The organism is Paracoccus aminophilus JCM 7686 (genome assembly GCF_000444995.1).
Classification (GTDB): domain Bacteria; phylum Pseudomonadota; class Alphaproteobacteria; order Rhodobacterales; family Rhodobacteraceae; genus Paracoccus; species Paracoccus aminophilus.
Genome location: NC_022041.1, coordinates 772,983 through 794,315, shown reverse-complemented (window position 1 = coordinate 794,315; position 21,333 = coordinate 772,983). Strand labels below are relative to the sequence as shown.

Annotated in this window: 18 protein-coding genes and 1 tRNA gene; 7 read left to right on the top strand and 12 right to left on the bottom strand. The window is 63.3% G+C overall.

Going from position 1 to position 21,333, the window contains the following annotated elements:
- Window positions 1-42 precede the first annotated feature (42 nt).
- The 8 genes from JCM7686_RS04020 to JCM7686_RS03985 form a co-directional block, all read right to left on the bottom strand.
- Window positions 43-2,100, bottom strand: a complete 2,058-nt coding sequence (locus JCM7686_RS04020) for a methyl-accepting chemotaxis protein (protein WP_020949583.1) — start codon at window positions 2,098-2,100, stop codon at window positions 43-45.
- Between the two features lie 119 nt (window positions 2,101-2,219).
- Window positions 2,220-2,678 (bottom strand): arsenate-mycothiol transferase ArsC, encoded by a 459-nt coding sequence (locus JCM7686_RS04015; protein ID WP_020949582.1) that lies wholly within the window; start codon window positions 2,676-2,678, stop codon window positions 2,220-2,222.
- The gene (locus tag JCM7686_RS04010; protein ID WP_020949581.1) at window positions 2,679-3,176 is read right to left on the bottom strand and encodes a UPF0262 family protein; all 498 of its coding nucleotides are present in this window, start codon (window positions 3,174-3,176) and stop codon (window positions 2,679-2,681) included. It lies immediately after the preceding gene.
- Window positions 3,173-4,483, bottom strand: a complete 1,311-nt coding sequence (gene hisD, locus JCM7686_RS04005) for a histidinol dehydrogenase (RefSeq protein WP_020949580.1) — start codon at window positions 4,481-4,483, stop codon at window positions 3,173-3,175. The genes JCM7686_RS04010 and hisD overlap by 4 nt, the downstream gene beginning before the upstream one ends.
- A gap of 85 nt (window positions 4,484-4,568) precedes the next feature.
- A complete protein-coding gene (locus JCM7686_RS04000) occupies window positions 4,569-5,063 on the bottom strand; it encodes a GNAT family N-acetyltransferase (RefSeq protein WP_020949579.1) in 495 nt (164 codons plus the stop codon).
- A complete protein-coding gene (locus tag JCM7686_RS03995) occupies window positions 5,060-5,533 on the bottom strand; it encodes a DUF2948 family protein (RefSeq protein ID WP_020949578.1) in 474 nt (157 codons plus the stop codon). The genes JCM7686_RS04000 and JCM7686_RS03995 overlap by 4 nt, the downstream gene beginning before the upstream one ends.
- The gene (gene murA, locus JCM7686_RS03990) at window positions 5,526-6,809 is read right to left on the bottom strand and encodes a UDP-N-acetylglucosamine 1-carboxyvinyltransferase (RefSeq protein WP_020949577.1); all 1,284 of its coding nucleotides are present in this window, start codon (window positions 6,807-6,809) and stop codon (window positions 5,526-5,528) included. Before murA ends, JCM7686_RS03995 begins: the two co-directional genes overlap by 8 nt.
- Window positions 6,810-7,013, bottom strand: coding sequence for a hypothetical protein (locus JCM7686_RS03985; RefSeq protein WP_041527117.1), 204 nt, complete (start codon window positions 7,011-7,013; stop codon window positions 6,810-6,812).
- Window positions 7,014-7,215: 202 nt separating this feature from the next.
- Here JCM7686_RS03985 and JCM7686_RS03980 point away from each other — a divergent pair.
- Window positions 7,216-7,290 (top strand) — tRNA-Thr (locus JCM7686_RS03980).
- A 192-nt stretch (window positions 7,291-7,482) separates the two neighbouring features.
- Here the strand turns inward: JCM7686_RS03980 and JCM7686_RS03975 are convergent.
- Genes JCM7686_RS03975 through JCM7686_RS24280 form a run of 3 tightly spaced genes read right to left on the bottom strand, consistent with a single transcriptional unit; the run spans window position 7,483 to window position 9,475 of the window.
- Window positions 7,483-8,532 carry a linear amide C-N hydrolase gene (locus JCM7686_RS03975; protein WP_020949576.1) on the bottom strand — a complete coding sequence of 350 codons (1,050 nt, stop codon included), beginning with the start codon at window positions 8,530-8,532 and terminating at the stop codon, window positions 7,483-7,485.
- 10 nt (window positions 8,533-8,542) lie between these two features.
- Window positions 8,543-9,268 carry an outer membrane beta-barrel protein gene (locus tag JCM7686_RS03970; protein WP_020949575.1) on the bottom strand — a complete coding sequence of 242 codons (726 nt, stop codon included), beginning with the start codon at window positions 9,266-9,268 and terminating at the stop codon, window positions 8,543-8,545.
- Between the two features lie 9 nt (window positions 9,269-9,277).
- Window positions 9,278-9,475 (bottom strand): hypothetical protein, encoded by a 198-nt coding sequence (locus JCM7686_RS24280; protein WP_148292574.1) that lies wholly within the window; start codon window positions 9,473-9,475, stop codon window positions 9,278-9,280.
- A 227-nt stretch (window positions 9,476-9,702) separates the two neighbouring features.
- Here JCM7686_RS24280 and JCM7686_RS03965 point away from each other — a divergent pair, with 227 nt between their 5' ends.
- Window positions 9,703-10,752, top strand: coding sequence for an LLM class flavin-dependent oxidoreductase (locus JCM7686_RS03965; RefSeq protein ID WP_020949574.1), 1,050 nt, complete (start codon window positions 9,703-9,705; stop codon window positions 10,750-10,752).
- A gap of 654 nt (window positions 10,753-11,406) precedes the next feature.
- On the opposite strand, the gene JCM7686_RS03960 is transcribed toward JCM7686_RS03965, so the two are convergent.
- Window positions 11,407-11,688 carry a hypothetical protein gene (locus tag JCM7686_RS03960; protein WP_041527116.1) on the bottom strand — a complete coding sequence of 94 codons (282 nt, stop codon included), beginning with the start codon at window positions 11,686-11,688 and terminating at the stop codon, window positions 11,407-11,409.
- A gap of 648 nt (window positions 11,689-12,336) precedes the next feature.
- Here JCM7686_RS03960 and JCM7686_RS03955 point away from each other — a divergent pair.
- From JCM7686_RS03955 to JCM7686_RS03935, 5 genes are all read left to right on the top strand, one after another.
- Window positions 12,337-13,971 carry an FMN-binding glutamate synthase family protein gene (locus tag JCM7686_RS03955; RefSeq protein ID WP_020949572.1) on the top strand — a complete coding sequence of 545 codons (1,635 nt, stop codon included), beginning with the start codon at window positions 12,337-12,339 and terminating at the stop codon, window positions 13,969-13,971.
- Window positions 13,972-14,225: 254 nt separating this feature from the next.
- On the top strand, window positions 14,226-17,453 hold the full coding sequence (locus JCM7686_RS03950) for a vWA domain-containing protein (RefSeq protein ID WP_020949571.1): 3,228 nt from the start codon (window positions 14,226-14,228) through the stop codon (window positions 17,451-17,453).
- A gap of 9 nt (window positions 17,454-17,462) precedes the next feature.
- Entirely contained in the window at window positions 17,463-18,182 is a 720-nt protein-coding gene (locus tag JCM7686_RS03945; RefSeq protein ID WP_020949570.1) for an ATP-binding cassette domain-containing protein, read from the top strand.
- Entirely contained in the window at window positions 18,179-19,396 is a 1,218-nt protein-coding gene (locus JCM7686_RS03940) for an FtsX-like permease family protein (RefSeq protein ID WP_020949569.1), read from the top strand. The genes JCM7686_RS03945 and JCM7686_RS03940 overlap by 4 nt, the downstream gene beginning before the upstream one ends.
- Window positions 19,389-21,311, top strand: coding sequence for a formylglycine-generating enzyme family protein (locus tag JCM7686_RS03935; RefSeq protein WP_020949568.1), 1,923 nt, complete (start codon window positions 19,389-19,391; stop codon window positions 21,309-21,311). Before JCM7686_RS03940 ends, JCM7686_RS03935 begins: the two co-directional genes overlap by 8 nt.
- Window positions 21,312-21,333: the final 22 nt, after the last annotated feature.

Genomic DNA, 21,333 nt, shown 5'->3' with positions numbered 1-21,333 from the left:
CCGATCTGGACGGATCGCGGGACCGCCGCCAAAGCTGAGCGCTCAGGCAATTTTCTGAGAAAACCGACGCGTCGTCGGGGCCGGAGCCTCCGCACCGGTGTCAAAGCGATCCATCATCGCGCCAAGATCCTCGACCTGCGACGATAGCGAGGCGGCTGCAGCGGCATATTGCTCTGACATCGAGAGGTTGGCCTGGTTCACGCTATCAAGCTGCGACAGCGCCTGCGAGACCTCGCGCACGCCGGTTGCCTGCTCCGAGGTGGCATGTGCGATCCCGGCGATATTCTCGACCATGCCCGCCACCGCCTCGCGGATCTGATTGAGCGAGCTGCCCGCGTCGCGCACCAGCTTGACCCCGGCCTTCACCTCGGTTTCGCTTTTGTTGATCAGATCGGCAATGCTTTGCGAGGCTTTCGCCGATTGCTGGGCGAGGTTGCGCACCTCGTTTGCGACAACAGCAAATCCACGCCCTACCTCACCCGCACGCGCGGCTTCGACGGCGGCATTGATCGACAAAAGGTTGGTCTGGAAGGCAAAGCCTTCGATGACGCGGGTGAATTCGCCCATCTGTTTGGTGTGCTCATCAATCCGCTCGATCGCGGCAATCGCCTGAGAGACCACTTCGGCACCCTTGAGCACGACTTGCTGGGCGTCACGGGCCGCGGCATCCGCATCATTGGCGGCCGAGCTCGTCATCGCGATGTTGCCGGAAATCTGCTCGACCGCAGAGGCGGTTTCCTCGAGTGACGCCGCCTGGCTTTCGCCGCGCCGTGCGAGATCCCCGGCGCCTCGGGCGATCTGACCGGCTTCGGTGTTCATCGCCTCGGCCTGATTACGGATTTCTTCGACCATCTCGGTGAAGGAATCGAGCGTCAGGTTGAAGCTTTCACGCACCGATTCGAACTCGGAGCTGATCGCATCGCTGATCCGCGGCGTCAGATCGCCATGAGCAAGTTTATCGAGACCGACAATCAGCTCGTTTACCGCACGTTTGCGCGGCGTCACATCGGTGGCATATTTGATCACGCTCGACACGTTGCCTTGCTCATCGAGCACCGGGTTGTAGCTTGCAACGATCCAGACATCGCGCCCACCCTTCGCAACCCGGCGATATTCGCCGGTCTGATAGCGGCCGCCTTCAAGCTCCATCCAGAACTGGCGATATTCAGCGGTCTGGGTGTAGCTCGGATCGCAGAACATGCTGTGATGGCGGCCCTGAATCTCGGGCAGGGTATAGCCAAGCGCGGTCAGGAAGTTCTCGTTGGCGGTGATGATCTCGCCGGTCGGCTTGAATTCGATCACGGCCTGCGAGCGCGAGACTGCTGCCTGACGCGACTCCGCCTTGTCGAGCAGCGCGCGTTTGCGAGCCGTCACATCCGCCGCATATTTGACGACGCGCAAGACATTGCCGCATTTGTCGACAACGGGATTGTAGCTGGCCACAACCCAGACATCGCGCCCGCCTTTGGCCATCCGGTGAAACTCGCCGGCCTGAAAATAGCCGTTTTCGAGATCGGTCCAGAATTGGCGGTATTCGATGCTATTGGAAAAGGCCGGATCGCAGAAAATGCTGTGATGGCGGCCTTTGATTTCCCCAAGCGTATAGCCAAAGGTCTTCAGAAAGTTGTCATTCGCGGTGATGATTTCACCATTCGGCTTGAACTCGATCACCGCCTGCGAGCGATCGACGGCTCGCTGGAGCGCGTCATGTTCTTGCGCACGATGGTTCGACTTGGTCTGATCGAGCGCGAGAATGACAACTTTTTCGAGCTGCCCTGCCTCATTCATGACGGGAACATGAGTTTCAAAGACCCAATAGCTTTCACCCCCGCGACCGACATGTTTCGCTTCGGTCTTTTGCGCGGCACCGCGACAGAGCGCCGACATGAAATCTTCGGGGGCGAGACGATCTGAATCCTGATTTTCATTCAGCATCATCAGCGGCTGGCCAACCAACTCTTCCCGGCGGTAGCCGCAAATATCGAGATAACGCTGGTTCACATCAACAATGCGGCCGTCAAGATCATAGGCGAGAACCGCCTGGACCTTTTCAACCGCAAACAAGGCCTGGTCTGGGAAGGGATGGGTGGTAGACGACATCGGCAACTCCTGTCCGGTTTCCCGTTGGAATAGGACTGAAAGGATAAGATATCGTTAGCCTGCCTCTGACTTTCTCCCGCCCGCAAATAGCGAATGGATAAAATTCGGCAAGATGTCGACTAGTCGTCGCGGGGCGGGCCAAAGCGGGCAATCATCCTGTCGCGGATCTGATCGCGGGTTTGGCGATAGGCCTGCAATTTCGCCTCGCGCCCTTCGGCAAGGCCGGTCGGGTCCATAATTGGCCAATACTCAACATCGAGGTGAAAAACCCGTGTCAGTTCAAGCGCTTGCCTTTGGCTTGCCGGAGACAGCGCCACGACCAGATCGAAACCGCCAAGATCATCGCCCCAGGCCTGCATTTCCTCGAACGACCGCGAGCGATGTTGTGCCAGCTCGATCCCGAGCTCTTGGCAGACGGCAATCGCAAAACCGTCAATTTCCGTATCATTTTTCACACCCGCAGACTGCACATAGGCAGAGCGGCCGTAAAACCTCTTCATCATCCCCTCGGCCATCGGCGAGCGAATCGCATTGTGATCGCAGCAGAAGAGCACCGAATGTGGTATCTGCTGCGTCACTTACTTGCCCGGGACCAGCGCGCAGATCAGGGTGAACAGGCGCCGCGCGGTGTCGATATCGATCACCGCCTTGCCGTCAAGACGGTCCTGCAATGTGCGCGCCCCTTCGTTGTGAATGCCCCGTCGCGCCATATCAATCGCCTCGATCTGCGCCGGCGGCAGCTTTTTGACCGCGTCGTAATAGCTCGCACAGATCTGGAAGTAATCCTTTACCGTCTGACGGAACGGGCCGAGCGACAAATGGAATTCCGCAATCTTCACGCCCGGATCGGTGGCAATGTCGAAGACCAGACGCCCCTCACGCGTGGCCAAAAGCAGCGCATAGGGCCCGATCGGCACCTCATGCCCATCCCGGCCGGGCAGCCGGAAACTGTTGTCCTCCAAGAGATCGAACACCGCGACGCGGCGCTCTTGCTCCATCTCGGGCGTGGGCGGCGGCAGGCCGCCGTCGTCGATATCAATCCGCGCTAGTCTCGACGCCAAATCCGTCGCGGTCATTTCCCGTCCTCGTTCAAAGTCCGCAGCCGAGCCGAAACCGAAAGACCGTGCGCGTCAAGCCCTTCTGATGTCGCAAGACGCACCGCCGCCGGGCCGATGGCCGCCAAAGCGCCCGGCGTGAGCTGCGCCAGCGTCGTGCGCTTGAGAAAATCGAGCGTCGAAAGCCCCGAAGAGAACCGGGCCGAACGCGCGGTCGGCAGGACGTGATTCGGGCCCGAGACATAATCGCCGACCGCCTCGGGCGTCCAGCCGCCGAGGAAAATCGCACCCGCATGGCGGACCTTTTGCAAAAGCGCCTGCGGATCGGTGACGCAAAGCTCGAGATGTTCGGGCGCCACCCGATCCGAGATCGCCGCCGCCTCGTCGAGATCGCGCGTGAGGATGACAGTGCCGTAATCGCGCCAGCTTGCTCCGGCGATGGCGCTGCGCGGCAGTCGCGGCAAAAGCGCCTCGACCTCGGCCACGACCCGCGCAGCAAGCCCGGCATCCGGCGTCACCAGAATCGCCTGCGCATCGGCGTCATGTTCGGCCTGCGCCATCAGATCAAGCGCCAGCCATTCAGGGTTCTGATCGCCCTCGGCAATCACCAAAACCTCGGAGGGGCCCGCGATCATGTCGATCCCGACCCGACCAAAGACCTGACGCTTGGCCGCCGCGACATAGGCATTGCCCGGCCCGGTGATCTTGTCGACCTTGCGGATCGTGTCGGTGCCGTAAGCCAGCGCGGCAATCGCCTGCGCGCCGCCGATGCGATAGATTTCATCGACGCCCGCGATCCGGCAGGCCAGCAGGACCAGCGGATTGACCACGCCATCGGGCGTCGGCACGCAAACGACAAGACGCTCGACGCCCGCGACGCGCGCGGGAATGGCGTTCATCAGGACCGAGGACGGATAGCTCGCAAGCCCGCCCGGCACATAGAGACCGGCCGCCGAGACCGGCGTCCAGCGCCAGCCGAGACTCGCGCCATCGGGGTCGGTCCAGAAGACGTCTTCGGGCATCTGGCGCGCGTGATAGGCGCGGATGCGCTCTGCCGCGAGCACCAGCGCGGCGCGATCCTCGGGCGAGACTTTCGCGATCTCGGCATCGACCTCTTCGGGAGAAAAGGCCAAGCGGTCGGGCGTCAGTTCCAGCCGGTCGAAGCGCGCAGTCAACTCGGTCAGCGCCACATCACCCCTGTCGCCCACATCCGCGATGATTTTCGCGACGACCTCGCTCACATCAACCGAATCTTCACGCTTGGCAGAGAGCATCTCTTCAAAGCGGGCGTCGAAATCGGATTGCGAGGTGGAAAGGGTGATGGGCATGACTGGGCCTCCGGAAAACCAGCCTCTACCTAGCGGCTGGGTCTCGCTGGCTCAAGCAATGATCCGCGCCGATTGGGGAAAGGTCTTAGATCCGGGGCCCAAGATCGAGCATCAGGCGGAACTCGGGGTCTCCCAGATTGCTCATCACGCCCGCGATCCCGCTATCGGCATAGCCCAGCCGGGCGTAGAAGCGCAGGGCGGCGTGGTTCGTCGTGACGACATGCAGGCCGAGTGAGGTCATGCCAGCGGCGCGGGCATCTTCAGCAATCCGCGCCATGACGGCCTGAGCATAGCCAAGACCGCGTGCCTCGGGGCGGGCATAGACCGACATGACCCAGCCCTGAGCCGGATCGTCGGACACCATGCCCTCTTGCCAGCAACCGACTGCCAAGGGGCGGCCGTCGGCCTCTCCGGCAGCGAAATGGCGGGCGTCGCTCAGGCGCTTTTTGAAGGAGGACAAAGGCACGTCCCGCCAATCCTCATAGCGCGAGCCAAAGGCCCGAGGCGCAAGCCGCAGGGCCTCCAGACGGATCTCGCGCCAAGAGGCCGCAGCCTCCGGCCCGATCTGCCAAAGCTTCATGGATGGCTCGGCACCCGTTGGCTGGGCGCGATATAGGGGCGCGTCACGTCGCGCAGTTCGGCATTGACGCATTCGACATCGACCATCAGCGTGCCGTCACCCGCGAATTGCAGCAAGATCCGGCCGCAGCCATCCTCGCCCGGCTCCCAGCCAATGCTGAGCAACTCGAGCACGAGATCCTTGTCCTGCCGGTCGATCCCGTCGCCCTGCACCCGGACCACATCCGACAGCACCAACAGGCTGCGCACCCGCTCATAGGGGCGCTGATCGCGCTGCGCCTCTTCAAGATCTTCCCAGCGAAAGCGGTTGAGAAGCAGCGCCAGATAGCGCCGCTTCGAATCGTAGCTGATGTCACTGACCGGCAGAACCGCGTCCTGCGCCAGCGCGGCGATCACCTGCAGATCGTCACCATCCGCCGCCGCAAGAGCAAGCGGACCGGGATCGGCATCGTGAAAGCTTGCGTCACTCATCGTGGTGAACCTCCTTGATGCGCTCGATCTGGGCGCCAACGCCGCTCAATTTGCGCACAACCTTCTCATATCCGCGATCGAGGTGATAGACGCGGCTGACCACGGTCTCGCCCTCGGCAGCGAGCCCGGCGAGAATCAGGCTGACCGAGGCGCGCAGATCGGTGGCCATGACCGGCGCCCCCTTGAGCTTCTCGATCCCGGTGACCCGCGCAGTGCCGCCATGAACCTCGATGCGCGCGCCCATGCGAGCCAGTTCGGGCGCATGCATGAAGCGGTTCTCGAAAATGCGCTCCTCCAGCACCGAAGTGCCCTCGGCGGTGCACATCAGCGCCATGATCTGGGCCTGAAGGTCGGTCGGAAAGCCCGGGAAGGGCTCGGTCACGACATCGACGGCGCGGACGCGGCCATTCTTGCGTGCGACTTTCAGCCCGCGCGGGGTCTCGGTCACGCTGATGCCAGCCTCGTCCAGTTTCTCGCAGAAGGCCGCGAGCAGGTCGATGCGACCGCCCAGACATTCGACCTCGCCGCCGCAGATCGCGGGCGCGAGCATATAGGTGCCAAGCTCGATCCGGTCGGTGACGACGGGATGGGTCGCGCCGCCGAGACTGGTGACGCCCTGGATGGTGATGGTCGAGGTGCCCTCGCCCTCGATCTGCGCGCCCATGCGGCGCAAACAGACGGCGAGATCGACGATTTCCGGCTCACGCGCGGCGTTCTTGATGACCGTGGTGCCCTTGGCGAGCGCCGCCGCCATCAGCGCGTTTTCCGTCGCGCCGACCGAGACGATCGGGAAGTCGATAACCGCGCCCTTCAGTCCGCCCGCAGGCGCCTTGGCCCAGACATAGCCGTCGCGCAGATCAAGCTCTGCCCCCATCGCCTCGAAGGCCTTGAGATGCAGATCGACCGGCCGCGCGCCAATGGCACACCCGCCCGGCAGCGACACGACACCCTGACCATAGCGCGCGAGCAGCGGCCCGAGCACCAGAATCGAGGCGCGCATCTTGCGCACGATGTCATAATCGGCGGTCTGGCTGGTCAGTGCATGGCTCGACATCGCCAGAACCTGACCGTCTTGCAGGCTGGCGACTTCCGCGCCGAGCGACTGCAGAAGCTGTGTCATGGTGCGGATATCCGAGAGGCGCGGCGCATTGGTCAGCGTCAGCGGCTGATCGGTCAGCAGCGTCAGCGGCATCAGCGTCAGACAGGCATTTTTCGCCCCGGTGATCGGAATTTCGCCGTGGAGCTCATTGCCGCCCCGCACGATGATCTGGTCCATTCAAGTCTCCTGTTTGGGCGGAGCCGTCGATTCGTCGTCGAGGTGCGCCGCCTGCCCCTCCCCGGATTCGTCAGACCGCCAATCAGGATCGGCGGCACGGGCGCGATCTTGCGCCTTGCGTCGATTGAGATTGGCGCGCAAGGCGGCTTTGAGCCGATCCTCGCGCTTGGATTTGTCTGTGGGGGAATCCGGGCGTTTGCTCATGTCTTCTGTTAAACGCCCTCTGCGCATCCGTCCAGCATCCGCCCGACATCTGCCCCGCACCCTGACGCGCCGGAACTGCAAATCCCGCCGAACGCCTGCGCCCGGACAGAACCAATCTCGGGCTTGCGCAAGTTCTTGGCGTTTTTTTCCCGATACCCTCTTGCACCCTCACGCGGCGCGGGCTAAACGCCCTTCCACCGGCGCTGCAGTAGCTCAGTGGTAGAGCACTCCCTTGGTAAGGGAGAGGTCGAGAGTTCAATCCTCTCTTGCAGCACCAGTTATCCACCCTTCAAATACGCATGAATTCAGTTGGTTGGATAATCACCAGCCAAGCAGTTCTGTTTGTCGCCAACGGATTGGCATGCATACTGCCATCTCTTGGCGCGCGGGGGTTCCTCAAGCAAAGATCACATCGCGCGGCAGGCAGCCCGGCAGTCTTCCGCCGGGCCGACAAGGGACATGGACCGCCCTACCCCGCAGGCTCGAACCGAAACGGTTTCGCCGGGGTGAAGTCGCCAGAGACCTCGCCCGAGTGAAGCACCGCCATATCCTCGCCGAGATCGAGCCAGCGCACGCCGCCCGCCTCCGAGAAGTCGAGCTTTTTCAGATCGACCCAGAAGATATTCGGGGAAATCGCCGATTCCACATAAAACAGCCGATCCTTCTGATCGGCCACCACGCGCCAGCGCGTGGTCGAGAGGTTCGGCGCATCCGGCGTGCTGATCCCGTAGGGGACAGAGACGTTGCGGATCACGCTGAAAGCTGCCGCGGCCGCCGTCCGGGGATCATCCGACTGCACCACCATGTCGATATAGGTGCCCGCGCGCGTGAACCGATCCGGGGCGCGAGTCGTGCCGGGCAGCATTTCCCGCGGGTTCACGCCCTGCCAATAAGAGGTGATGGCAAGCTGCTCGTCATAGGGCGGATCATTGGTCATCACCCGAAATTCCGGCCCGTGATGGATTTGCAAGGCGCCGTCGATCCATTCGAGAATCGCGCTGTCTCCGCTCGGGTCCGAGAGCGAGAGATGGACCGTCGCCAGACGCCCCGGCTGCATCGGCACGTCGCTGGTGACGACATGGATCGGATTGGCCTGCATATCCGCGACGGCCTCGGCCACGGTCGCGTAATTGTCCATGACATATTGCGCCCAAAGCGACAGCGAGATCTGCGGCGTCTTGCCGTCGTCCTTGGGGTAATCCGAGCTGACCAGCCACAGCATATTGGCGGTCAGCCCGGCCTCGTTCATGCCATCGACCGTCGAGATGTCATAGCCCGTGACGATCAGGCTGCCATATTTCGAGGTCCATTCGAGCGAGCGCGGCCCGGCCTCGCCGCTGCGGGTCATGCCGCGCGGGAAGACCCAAAGGTTGGACACCATAGGCAGGCTCCAATCCATCGAGCGCACGGTGAGCACGCGGCCATCGGGGCCGTGATAGATGACGCGAGTGCAGGCCTCGGCGATGGGCGCCGCCGCCATCAGCGCCACAGAGAAGGTCAGGGCGAGTTTACGAAACATCTTCATCTCCTCAGAAACGCCAGGTCGCGCCAAGCAGCGGACCGGCCATGCTCACGTCGAATTTCGTGCCGCCGCTTTGATAATCGACATTCAATTGGCGATAGCCGACCGACAGCCAGAGATTGTCGCTCGCCTGATAATTCACCGTCGCAAGGATCTGGCTGGTGCTGTCCGAGCCCGCGCCGAAGCCGCCGTAATCGACATAGAAAATGGACGACCATCTGGGTGCCAGTTTGAAATTGGCGCGCACCGCGACGATCGGATCGACGAAATCCTTGCTGGGCGATGCTGACAGCATCCCGCCCGCCACATCGACGCTGCCCTTGATCTTCCACGCGCGCGCGCCCGCGAGCAGATCAAGCGACATGTCGTCACTCGTGACCGCTCGCCACCCGGTCAGCAGCGTCAGCGAGCGCTGTTTCAGCTTGGCCTCGGCAGGCAGGCCCGGCGGGATCGCCCCGGATTTCGAGCTCGACGACCAGCTCAGATCGCCCATCACCACCAGCCGGTCACGCCGCGCATAGCCCGACAGGAAGAACGCGCCATCGACATCCTTGAGGATCTCGGACGCGGATTTGTCGAACGACAGGCTCGGCGCGCCGGTAAAGGGCGTGATATCGCCACCGACGCCCGCCGCCCAGACATAGGGCGTGACCTGCCCCGACCACTCTCCGGCGCTGGTCGACAGCACCGAAGCACAAAGAAGGGCCGCGCCCGCCAGAAGTTTCCGCATCATGGCTGTTCCTCACAGATTGTTCTTGAAGATGCGGCCGCCCTTCCTGATCAGCCGCAGATGGTCGGGATCGGCGCGCCAGCCGAGATTGCTCTTGCCGCCAAGGTCCTCAGGCTGCTGCAGTGGCAGAAATCCCGCCGCCCGGACCGCGCCGCAATTTAAAAACACGTCAGACACATCACTGTCTCCGCTTCCAAGATCATCAATCAATATCTTTTAAATTGTGCGATTAGACTTCATGCAACCTTGAGATAAGTCAATCCTGCCCGACCCATAATCCAGAACAGACGGCATAGCCGTAAGCCGCGCAGCCAAATCCACCCTATCCGTTCGATCAAAGCGAACACCGCGTTGGCTGCGCGCGGGCTCGGCGAACGGGTGGGAAAGCCCATATCGAGACGGACAGTGAGACCGCCTCGGGCGGCAGGAGAACTTCGATGAGAGCTTTCGGTTTTTTGAGCTTTGGCCACTATCTGAACGCACGTGGCTCGCAGACCCGCAACGCCAGCGAGATGCTGAAACAGGCGGTCGAGATCGGCGTCGGGGCCGATAAACTCGGCGTCAACGGCGCTTATTTCCGCGTGCATCACTTTGCCAGCCAGCAGGCCTCGCCGATGCCGCTTCTGGCCACGATCGCCGCCAAGACCAAACATATCGAGGTCGGCACCGGCGTGATCGACATGCGCTATGAGAACCCGCTTTATCTCGCGGAAGAGGCGGCATCGCTCGATATTCTGGCGGATGGTCGCATTGCGCTGGGGATCAGCCGTGGCTCGCCCGAGACCGTCGTGCGCGGCTATGAGGCCTTTGGCTACACCGGCTCGAACGATGAGCGCGGCGCCGATATTGCCCGCGACAAGTTCGCGTTGTTTTTGCAGGCGATCGACGGTGCGCGTCTGGCGAAGGGCGACCGGCAGATGTCGGGCGGGCAGATGACGCCGATCGAGCCGCGTTCGGCCTCGCTGCGCGATCATATCTGGTGGGGCTCTGCGACGCGCGAAACGGCGGAATGGACCGGGAAACAGGGGCTGAACCTGATGTCCTCGACCCTATTGACCGAGGAAGCCGGAATGCCCTTTGACGAGCTGCAGGCCGAGCAGATCCTGCGCTTCCGCGAGGCTTATCGCGCCGCCGGGCATAAAGGCGCGCCGCGGGTCTCGGTCAGCCGAAGCGTCTTCCCGATCATGAACGCGCAGGATGCGGCCTATTTCGGCGGCGGAGAGGACCGGCGCGACGGGATTGGCGTGATCGACGGCTTCCGCTCGACCTTCGGGCGGACCTATGCCGCCGAGCCCGACCGGCTGATCGAAGAGCTGAAACGCGACAAGGCCGTGGCGCTGGCGGATACATTGATGCTGACGATTCCGAACCAGCTCGGGCCGGAATACAACCTGCATCTGCTTGAATCCTTTGCCAAACATGTCGCGCCTGCGCTTGGCTGGAAACCGAACTGGGACGGCCCGGTAACAGGCGATCCGATCAACTGACAATCAAAGCCGCCGGCTGCCCTTGGCACCGGCGGCTTTGCAGATTGGGGGGCCGCGCGATCAGCCCGTTTTGCGCCCGTCGGCTCGGGCGACGCGTGCAGAGATAGGCCACGAAGAGGATAAATGGGATGAGCGACAGGCGCCGATGGCTTGGGCGCTCTGACGAAAGAATGGCCATCGCATTCTTTGAAATGGCCCTTGGCTGTCGAAAGAACCACGAACGCACCCCCGATCGGTAAGGATCATTGAGCGCGTTGGTTAACGTAAGCCGTTACGGTCAGACAAGCCGGCCGCGCAGCCCCTATGCGGCTCTAAAACAGCCGTCACGAAATCGGCGACCGAAAGGGTTCGGTCCCTGATCTCTGCGCGCCCGTTTCCAACCACACCAAAGCACGCGAAGATTTTTCCTCGCTTGACGACAAACCCCTGTCGCGCCTCGAAAAAAGATGTTACAGATAGGCAACTCGACGGCCCTACGGCCACCGCGTTGCATCAGCTTCCGGGTCCAGTTGGCAACAGGTCAACACCACGCCCAGCGCGATTCAGGGCGCGCGTGCGCACTGCCTTCATAGCAACAATCTGCACATCTTCGCCGGTCGCGAAGAATCAGACGATATTGACAAGATCTGCGATAACCGGAGCCGGATGGTCCGGTCAGGCCCCGGCTGCAACCTTCGCAATGATCGGGGTCGTGGATTGGTGGATCGCATTCAGCGCCATCAACTCCGCACGCTCAGCATCCTCCAGACTACGCCGGGCCGCTTGCAACAGGGTCGCGCGCGACATGGGGCCATCCTGCAGCTTGCCCATTGAGGCCATCTCTGCCGCCCACAAAAGATAGCCCACCGCATCGACATAGGCTTCCGCCGCAGCCTCGTGATCGGGCTCCGGGTGATAAGCTTCGATGAGATCATCGATTTCATCGTGAATGACCAATGTATGCCTCGCTATCCTATTGGCGCACATGTCCCGCATCCTCATCTCGCATGTCCTACAATCGAAAACTTAACATTCCGCCCTGCGCCTGGTTCCGAAGTTTTCGCACGATCATTTGAATAGGTCCCCGGGTGAGACAAAATCGCGGGTCTCGGGACCGTGCCGAATGGCCACCTCGCCCGTCGCAGCGAGCCCTTGTGGAGATGGTTTTACTCGCTTCAAAGAGGGGCTGGTATGCCTGAAATCCGTCGGAATGGGACCTGCCCCCTGCCCCTGTGAGACAAGAAGCCTGCGACGAAAGCGAGATAGACCACGCGCGCGTCGTGATGGTCAACGGCCCGCGGTCGAACCGCTATCCTCCTAAAAGCTCAAAGAAATGTTCGGTGATAGCTCGCCCTGAGCGCGAGGGATTTTGCGATCCGTAGAAGGCCAAAACGCCTCAATCCGCAGCCTGGGCACGCATAAAACCAAGCTCTCGCCCCGGACTTACCCGAAGCCCCAGACGCATCGCCCATGCAGGGCCTGCTAGCTTTACCGCGCCGTCGCAAATTATGCCTAAAGCAGACGTGACCTGCTCACCGTTGAGAATATATCAACCATCGGTCAGTATCGTGCCAAAGTCGTAAATCTGACGCCCGAAAGCCCGCAATGCCACAGATCAAGCGCTACTCCGTCCTCGCCCTTTGCATTCTCGCCGTCCTGATCCTCTTTCCTCTGGGGATGTCGGGCAACTTCTGGATCAAGCTTCTGGCGGTTCTGGCGCTGGCGCTGTCAGCGCTCGGGGTCTACGACCTGATCCAATCGCGCCATGCGGTGCTGCGCAATTATCCGGTGATCGGCCATATGCGCTTTCTGCTCGAAAGCATCCGGCCCGAGATCCGGCAATATCTGATCGAAAGCGACAGCGAAGAGCTGCCCTTCAGCCGGGAAGCGCGCAGTCTCGTCTATCAGCGCGCCAAAGGGGCCGAGGACAAGAAGCCCTTCGGCACCTCGGAAAAGGTCTATGAGGCCGGCTATGCTTGGGTCACCCATTCCGTCGCGCCCAAGGTCATCCACGATACCGATTTCCGGATTTCGATTGGCGGCCCGGATTGCCGCCAGCCCTATATGGCGTCGCTTTACAATATCTCGGCGATGAGCTTCGGCGCGCTTTCGGCCAATGCCATCGCCGCGCTGAACCTTGGCGCCAAGACCGGCGGCTTTGCCCATGACACCGGCGAAGGCGGAATCAGCCGCTATCACCGCGCGAATGGCGGCGATCTCATCTATCAGGTCGCCTCGGGTTATTTCGGCTGTCGCACGGCGGAGGGTGGTTTCGACCCGGAGAAATTCCGGCAACAGGCGGCCGATCCTCAGATCAAGATGATCGAGATCAAGCTCAGTCAGGGTGCGAAACCCGGTCACGGCGGGATGCTGCCCGCCGCCAAGATCAGCCCCGAAATCGCCGAGGCGCGCGGCGTTCCCATGGGACAGGACTGCCTCTCGCCGCCTGCCCATAGCACGTTCTCAACCCCGATCGGGCTTTGCAATTTCATTGCCGAGCTGCGCGAGCTGTCGAACGGCAAACCCATCGGCTTCAAGCTGTGCATCGGTCATCGTCGCGAGTTCATGTGTATCGTCAAAGCAATGATCGAGACCGGCATTACCCCGGATTTCATCGTGGTCGACGGCAAAGAGGGCGGCACCGGCTCGGCACCGCTTGAATTCGCCAACCGGGTCGGGATGCCCATGCTCGAGGGGCTGAACTTCGTCCACAACACCCTGCGCGGCGCGGGATTGCGCGACCGCATCCGCATCGGCGCCGCGGGCAAAGTGGTCAGCGCCTTCGATCTCGCCCGCGCCATCGCGCTTGGCGCGGATTGGTGCAATTCGGCGCGCGGCTTCATGTTCGCAATCGGCTGCATCCAGTCCCAATCGTGCCACACCAACGCCTGCCCGGTCGGCATCGCGACCCAGGACAAGCTGCGCCAACGCGCCATTGATGTCGGCAGCAAAAGCGACCGCGTCGCGCGGTTCCACCGCAACACGCTCCATGCGCTTGGCGAGATTGCCGGGGCGGCAGGACTTTCCAGCCCCAACGACTTTTTGCCCTATCACTTCATGTTCCGCCAAAGCGACGGCACCTTCCTCGACGGCAACGAAGCCTTTCCCTATCTGCCGGAAAGCTTCCTCGTCGGCGCGCGCGACTATCCCGAATTGCGCGATTGGCAGAGCCGCTGGAATCGCGCCTCGGCCGAAACCTTCGAGCCCTCGACCATTCCGCAGGGGCGCTTCGAGCGGTAAGCGCCCGCCGCTCATCTTTGGTTTACGAAGCTTCCCGGCTTTGGGTTGTCTTCGGCTTCACGCTTAGTCATATTCCCGTGAGTTTTTGATCGTTTGCCTCGGGCCCCCGGGGCGGGAGTGCCGCGCCATGCAAGAGAACAGCCAGAGCCATCAGCGGCTGGGACAGCCTCCTGCCGGGCCGCGCCGTCTTTGGGTGCCCCTCCTCACCGCATCTCGCTGACGCATTCATCTTCACAGACAAGGGAATGGACAGAATGGCCTATCTGCGCCGCACCGTCATCGCAGGCCTCCTGCTCGCCTCGGCCGCACAGGCTGAAGAGGCCTGCGTGCCGAAATTCCAGGCGCAGAAGCTTGAGCTCACCCAGGAAATCAGTGCGATTTCCCGCAGCCTGCGCAAATTGCAGGCGCGTATTGATGGACAAGAGCTGCGACTGGCCGGCCTTGGCGAGCAAACCGATCGCAGCACGATTGCCAAGTTGCCCGAGCTGCCCAAGGCGCCCGCGCCCGTGCTGACCGGTGACAAGGGTTGCACCACGGAACTGACCGCCGAGCTCTCCGCCGCAGAGCAGGTCCGGACCGAGCTCGATGCCGCGCAGAAGATCGTCGAAGAGCGCGAGGCCGCGCTGACCCTTCTCGAAAGCGGCGACGCGGCTCCCGTGAAGGCGCAGGCCGCCACAGAAAGCCCCACACCCGCGGCAACGCCCGCTTCCCCAGACAGCACAGCCGGGCAAACCGCAGCTGCGGCAGAAAGCAAGGGCCCCGACACCGCCAAGACCGCCGCCGAGGATCAGACCAAGCCCGCCGAGCCAACCACCGTCGCAGCCTCGGAAACCGCAAAGCCTGCCGAAGGGGCTGAAGTCGTGTCAAGCGAGGCCAAGCCCGCAGAATCGGAAAGCAAGGCCACCGACACAGCAAAGGCCGCCGCCAAGGATCAGGCCAAGCCTGCCGAAGGGGCCGAGATTGCTTCGAGCGCGGCAAAACCCGAGGAATCGGACAACAAAGCCACCGCCGAGGATCAGGCCAAGCCTACCGAGCCCAACACTGTCGCAGCATCAGAAGCCGCCAAGCCCGCCGAAGGGGCCGAAATCGCCTCGAGCGCGGCAAAGCCCGAGGAATCGGCCGCGAAAACCGCGCCGGAGGTGCAGACGACCGAGGTGACGCCGTCGGCCGCTGAGGACCGCGCCGCTGCTGAGACCGCCTCCACCGAGACCGCAGCCGTCAAAGACGCACCGGGCGACGAAGCGATGGAGCCGATGCCTGAGGAGGCCGTCACCGCCGGCGCCGCGCACGGTGCCGCCGCAGCCGCGGCTGGCGCCGCGATCGCCACTGCGCCAGAGACCGGCTCCGCTGAACAGGCGAGCCCCGCAAACGAAACCACCACGAGTACAGCCGCCACGACCGAACCCGAAGTGCCCGCAGCCACCACCGCCTCGGCCCCCGAAAACGAAACCGCGGCGCTTGCCAAAGGGCCGATGCCGCTGGCGGTGCCCGATAATCCCGATCTGTTCCAGCGCGTGATTTCTCTGCCTGACCTCCAGCTTCACGATGCGCCCGGCATCACCGATCCCGGAACCGCGCTGCCCGCCTTTTCGGTGCTCTATGTCTTCGAGCGCCGCGATCTGGGTGGCGAAAGCTGGCTACAGCTCGGCACGGCGCTCAACAAAGAGCCGCTCGGCTGGGCGCGCGCCGCAGAGGCGATGGATTGGTCGACCATGCTGGTCATGCAATTCGCCCCGCGCGGCAAACGCAACCGCGTGCTCTTCTTCAATGGCGATGCGCCGTTGACCGACCTGATCTCTGGTCCCTTCTATCAGACCACGGCGGTCGGCATTTACGAAAAGCTCGGCGACGAGCGCCGCAAGCTGGCGCAGGATCCCGATTACAAGCCGCAGTGGAATACCGATCTTGTTGCGATCGAGCCAGAGACGGCGGTTCGCTATGGCGACAAACCCTATCTGCTGCCGATCCTCGATTGGCGTAACGAGATGTTTGACGGTACCGCCGATACGACTCTGGTCAAGGTCGCCGCGCTGCCTGCCGGGTCTTCGGCGAAAATCGCGGCCAAGGATGATGCGAGCTTCGCCTCTTCGGCCAAGGATGCGGCGGCCAAGGATGATGAATTCCGCGTCGGCGTGGTCTTCGTGGTCGATACCACCGTGTCGATGCGTCCCTTTATCGACCGCACTTATGCCGCGATTCAGGGCTTTTACGATGCCTTCTCCAAGGTCGAGAGCGCGAAATACATCTCCTTCGGCCTGACCGGTTTTCGCGACAATATCGACAGCGATCCGAAGAACCTCGAATATGTGACGCGCAACTTCCAGCCGCTCGATCCCGATGCCCCGGCGCAAAGCATTCTGAACAATATGAAGCGGATGACCGAGGCACGGGTCTCGAATCTGGGCTTTGCCGAGGATTCGCTTGCCGGTCTGACCGATGCGATCGATGAAAACGACTGGTCGCCCTATGACGCGCGCATCATCATTCTGGTGACCGACGCCTCGGCGCGCACCGATGCCAAGGCGAAATATCCCGATATGACGCTGGAGCGGCTGCGCGAAAAGGCGCGGGCGCAAAACATCACGATCATCCCGATCCATCTGCTGACCCCCGCCAATAAGAAAGAGGGCGATGCCGAGGTTGCGCGCGCCCAGTATCAGAAGCTCGCCCAGACCGGAGATTTGTCCGAGGACAAATATCTGGCGCTGGATGTGACGCGCGCCGACGAGTTCCAAAAGGCACTCGAACAGCTCGCACGCGATGTCGCGACCAGCACCTTGCGCGCCAACGCCGGGGAAATCCTGCGCGGGGACACCGAGAAGAAGGAGCCGATGCCCGCGGATCAGCCCGCCGCTGCGGAAGCTGCGGATGCGCCCGAAGTCGCTGATGCGGCGGATCCGGGCAAGGCGGGCGATATCTCGCGCCTCTCGGATATCGTCGGCAATGAGATCTTCCGCGCGCAACTGGAAAGCCTCGGTCGGGTCGAGGGCAGCGCCGCGCCTGCCTTCCTGGCGGGCTGGGCCGCCGACCGCGATCTGACCAACCCCGATGTCGAAACGCTTGAGGTCAGCGTCTATCTGAGCCGCAACCAGCTTTCGACGCTCGACAAGCGGCTTGAGGCGATCATCGAGGCCTTCCGCAGCGGCGGTCAGGATCCGCAGGCCTTCTTTGCCAATCTGCAGATGCTCGCAGCCCAGACCTCGTCCGATCCCGAAAGTCTGCGTCAGGGCGATCGCGCCACGATCGAGGCGATCCTGCCGAGCTTCCTCAAAAAGCTGCCCTATCGCTCGCAGGTGCTCCGGCTCGATCAATCCTACTGGTCCTCGATGTCGGTGAGCCAGCAGCAGGAGTTCATCGAAAACCTCGAGGCCAAGCGCAAGATCTATGCCGATCTCTTTGGTCAAACAGAGATCTGGGCCGATTTTGGCGCCGGCGATCCCGGGCTTGAGGCGACGCCGGTCCGGCTGGTCAACCTGCCCTGAGGCCCGGCCATGGGAGAGCCCTGCCTTGACCTTGCCGGTCTTGTCCTGACCCGCGCCGGGCGCGCGGGCAGCCCGGCCTTTCGGCTGGAGATCCCGCGCCTGACGCTCTGGCCCGGCGCGCGGATCGGGCTGGTTGGCGAAAGCGGCATCGGCAAAAGCACGCTCCTCGATCTTTTGGCCCTGATCCGCCGCCCCGATCAGGCCAAAAGCTTTCGCCTGCTCGGGACCGAGATCGCGCCGGATCTGCTCAAGGACCGGGCGCGGCGGCTCACGCGCTATCGACGCCGCCACATCAGCTATATCCTGCAAGACGGCGGGCTTTTGCCCTATCTCAGCGTCGGCGCGAATGCGCGGCTGGCCACCCGTCTGGCGCGGGCGGGGCATGGCGCGCAGATCGAAACTCTGGCCGAAGGGCTCGGGATCGCGCCCTTGCTGCACAAGCTGCCCTCGGCGCTTTCGGGGGGCCAGCGCCAGCGCGCCGCCGTGTTGCGTGGGCTGGTTTCACAGGCCGAGCTGATCCTCGCCGACGAGCCGACCGCGGCGCTCGATGCCACAAATGCCGGTGCCACCATGCGCCTGATCGCCGATCTGCCCGAGGATCGCGCGGTTCTCGTCAGCAGCCATCATGAGGCGCTTCTCAGCGCCTGCGGCTTCGCGCTCTGGCGGCTGGTTGCGCGCGAAAGAAGCGCCGCGCTCACCCGGGTCTCGCTGGAGATCGAGGCGATATGACGGCGCTTGTGACCCTGCCCCTGCTGGCGCTGCGCGATCTCTGGCATGGCTGGCGCTCCAGCCTGTGCCTGATGCTGGCGGTTGCGGTGGCGCTTTTGCCGATCCTGCTTCTGGGCGGGCTCGGCCTTGGCGTGGTCGACAATCTTGTCACCCGACTGCGCTCGGACCCGCGCATTCTGGAAATCCGTCTGGCCCGCGATCTGCAGATTGCCCCCGAATGGTTCGAGACCACCGCCGCCGATCCGCGCGTGGGCTTTGTGCTGCCGCGTGCGCGCTATCTTGCCTCATCGGTCCGGATGCGCGGCCCCGATGCGCGCGAGATGCTCGAACCCCGGCTGTTGCCGACGGCCAAAGGCGATCCGCTGCTTGCGGGGCTTCCCGTCCCCGAGGGGCTGCACCAAACCGTCCTGACCGAGCGGCTGGCGATCGCTGCGGGGGCAAATCCCGGCGATGAGCTCACGCTGACGGCCTTGCGACAGGTCGGGGAGAAGCGCGAAAGCGCCAACCTCAAGGTCACGGTTCTGGCCGTGTTGCCCCGCGATCTGCTGCAAAGCGACGATATTTTCGTTGACCGCGCGCTCGAAACCGCTGTCGAACGCTGGCGCGAGGGCTATGCCGTCCCCGAGCTCGGCTGGGACGGTGCGCGCGAGGGCCAGACCGATGCCGCGCATCGCAGCTATGCCAGCTTTCGCCTTTACGCGCGCGACATCCGCGATGTGCCCGGCTTGCGCGACGCGCTGATGCATCAGGGCTTTGACGTCTCGACCCGCGCCGAAGAGATCGAGACCGCGCTCGCCGTCGAATCCGGGATTGGCTGGGTGTTTTCGCTGGTGACGGTCTTTTCGGTACTGGGCTTCGTGCTGACGCTTGGCCTGCATCTCGCCGCCGGGGTGATGGAGAAGGCGCGCGAGCTCTCGCTTTTGCGGCTTCTTGGCCTGCAGGCGGGGGCAGTCGCGCTGCTGCCCTCGCTGCAAGGCGCGATGATTGCGGGGGCGGGAGCGACTTTGGCCGGGCTTGCTGCTTGGCTCGTTCAGCCGCTGGTCAATGCGCGGCTGGCAGGGCTCGGCGGGCTGGAAGGGCCAATGATGGCGCTGGCGCCCTATCATCTTTTCTGGGCCTTCGCCCTTGCGGTTGCCGCCGGAGCTTTGGCGGGCTGCGCAGCCGGTTGGCGCGCGGGCCGGATGCAGATTGCCGAGGGGCTTCGCCATGATTAAAGCCGCATTCGCCCTGACCGCCTTGCTTCTGGCTGTGCCGATTACCGCCTTGGCCGCTGAAAAACCGCTCTGGTGCCAGATCGACGATCCGGCGGGCTGGGCCGAAGCCCGCAAAAAGCTGATCGCTTCGGGCGAAAAGGACCTGACAAAGCTCGCCTGTCCCGCGCTTGCCGCCCCGGGCGGAACGCCAGTCGAGCTGGCCCTGCCCCTGCCCTGCGGGCGCCATATGCTCTTTCGCCGGATCGATGTGCCCGCGCGCGGCGGGCTCGATCAGGTCAATGCGAGCTTTGGTCGCGTCATTGATATCGGCGCGGAAACCCCGCAATCCGTGCTGTCGAACAGCCCGTGGAATGCGCCCGTCGCGGGCACGTTCGCGCTGGATGAAGCCGGGGAGCCGCTTGGCTCTGACGGGCTTGAGCGCACCGCGATGCTCAGCTTCTATCTCGCCAAATACGAGCTGACCCAGCCGCAATGGCTGGCCTATGAGATGGGTCTGTTCACCCGCCCCCCTGCCGAGACCTTGGCCGAGGATGCCCCCGCCTGCGCGGACTTCAACACCGCGATCGCCGCCAGCAATCTGCGCCAGATCGAGGCGAAGGGCGGGCTTTCTTGGTTTGATGCGGTGGACTTCTCGCGCGCCTATTCGGCCTGGATGATCGCGCTCGACAAGGACCGGATCGCGGCGAAGGAACCCAGTTATCTGCCGTGGAATCAAGGAGCGACTGGCTATCTGCGCCTGCCGACGGAAGCGGAATGGGAATATGGCGCGCGCGGTGGCGCGGCCTATGTCACCGCGCAAAATCGCGGGCGGCAGCTCTATCAGGTCATGGGCGACGGCGGTCAGCCGCGCGACGCCAGCCTTGACGAAATCTGCGCCCCGCCGCCCCGCTCGGACGTGCCGCGCCCCGGCGCGGTGGGCACGCGCCTGCCGAATATGCTCGGCCTCTATGATATGCTCTGCAATGCCGAGGAAATCGTGCTCGACTTCTTCCGCCCGACCCGGCCCGATGGGCTGGCCGGTCAGGTCGGGGGCGTGATCTCGAAAGGCGGCTCGTCACTGGTTCTGCGCGAAGGCAATGCCATCGGGCGGCGCAGCGAGGTGGCGGCGCTCTTCACGCAAGGCGGCGAGGGTCGGACACCGGCGCTGGGGATGCGACTGGCGATTTCGGCCCCGGTCTTTGCCGGGCGGCGCGACGAGGCCGCGCCGCCAGTCGAAGGCTTGGCCAATCCCGAGCTGGAAAAGGACATGCTCGCCAGCCGCCAGACCCTGCTGCAAGGCGGCGCCAATCTGGCGAGCGCGGACCCTCAAGCGATGGGGGCCGAGCTGGCCGGTCTGCGCGAACAGATCGCCGCGCGCGAGCTGTCGCGCGAGGAACTTGAGCGCAAGACCGATGAATTGCAGGTCCAGATGGACCGGATGAATGTCGCTTTGGCCGAAAAGGAAAAAGAGGCCGTGCGCTTCTCGATCCGCTCGGGCCTGCTGACCGGCAATCTCATTGACCGGATCGGGCGCAATATCGGGCTGGCCTTGTTCGAGCTTGCCCGGCTCGAGGATGTCGCAGCGGGCACCAAGCTGACCAATGCCGAAAGGCGCTCGCAACGCGCGCGCATTCTTAGCCGGATTGCCGAAAACGAGGCCCGCATTCAGGACGCTTATGACCTCTATCTTCAGGTGCAAGTCGAGCTTGCCGCCCGCCCCGCGCCCCTGGTCGATACCGCGATCCGCGACACCCGCGCGAGCTTTGCCGATGAGGGCGGCGCGAGCCTTGCCCCCAATCTCGACCTCTTGATCCGCCATCTCGAGACGCTGCGCGAGGGGCGCGGCCAGATCTCGGACCAGATGCGCGCCGACTGGATTTCGGACCTCGACGCCACCCGCGCCGAGCGCCGGAACGACTACCCCGATTTTCAATAGTTCACCCTGCAAGGAGTTCCTT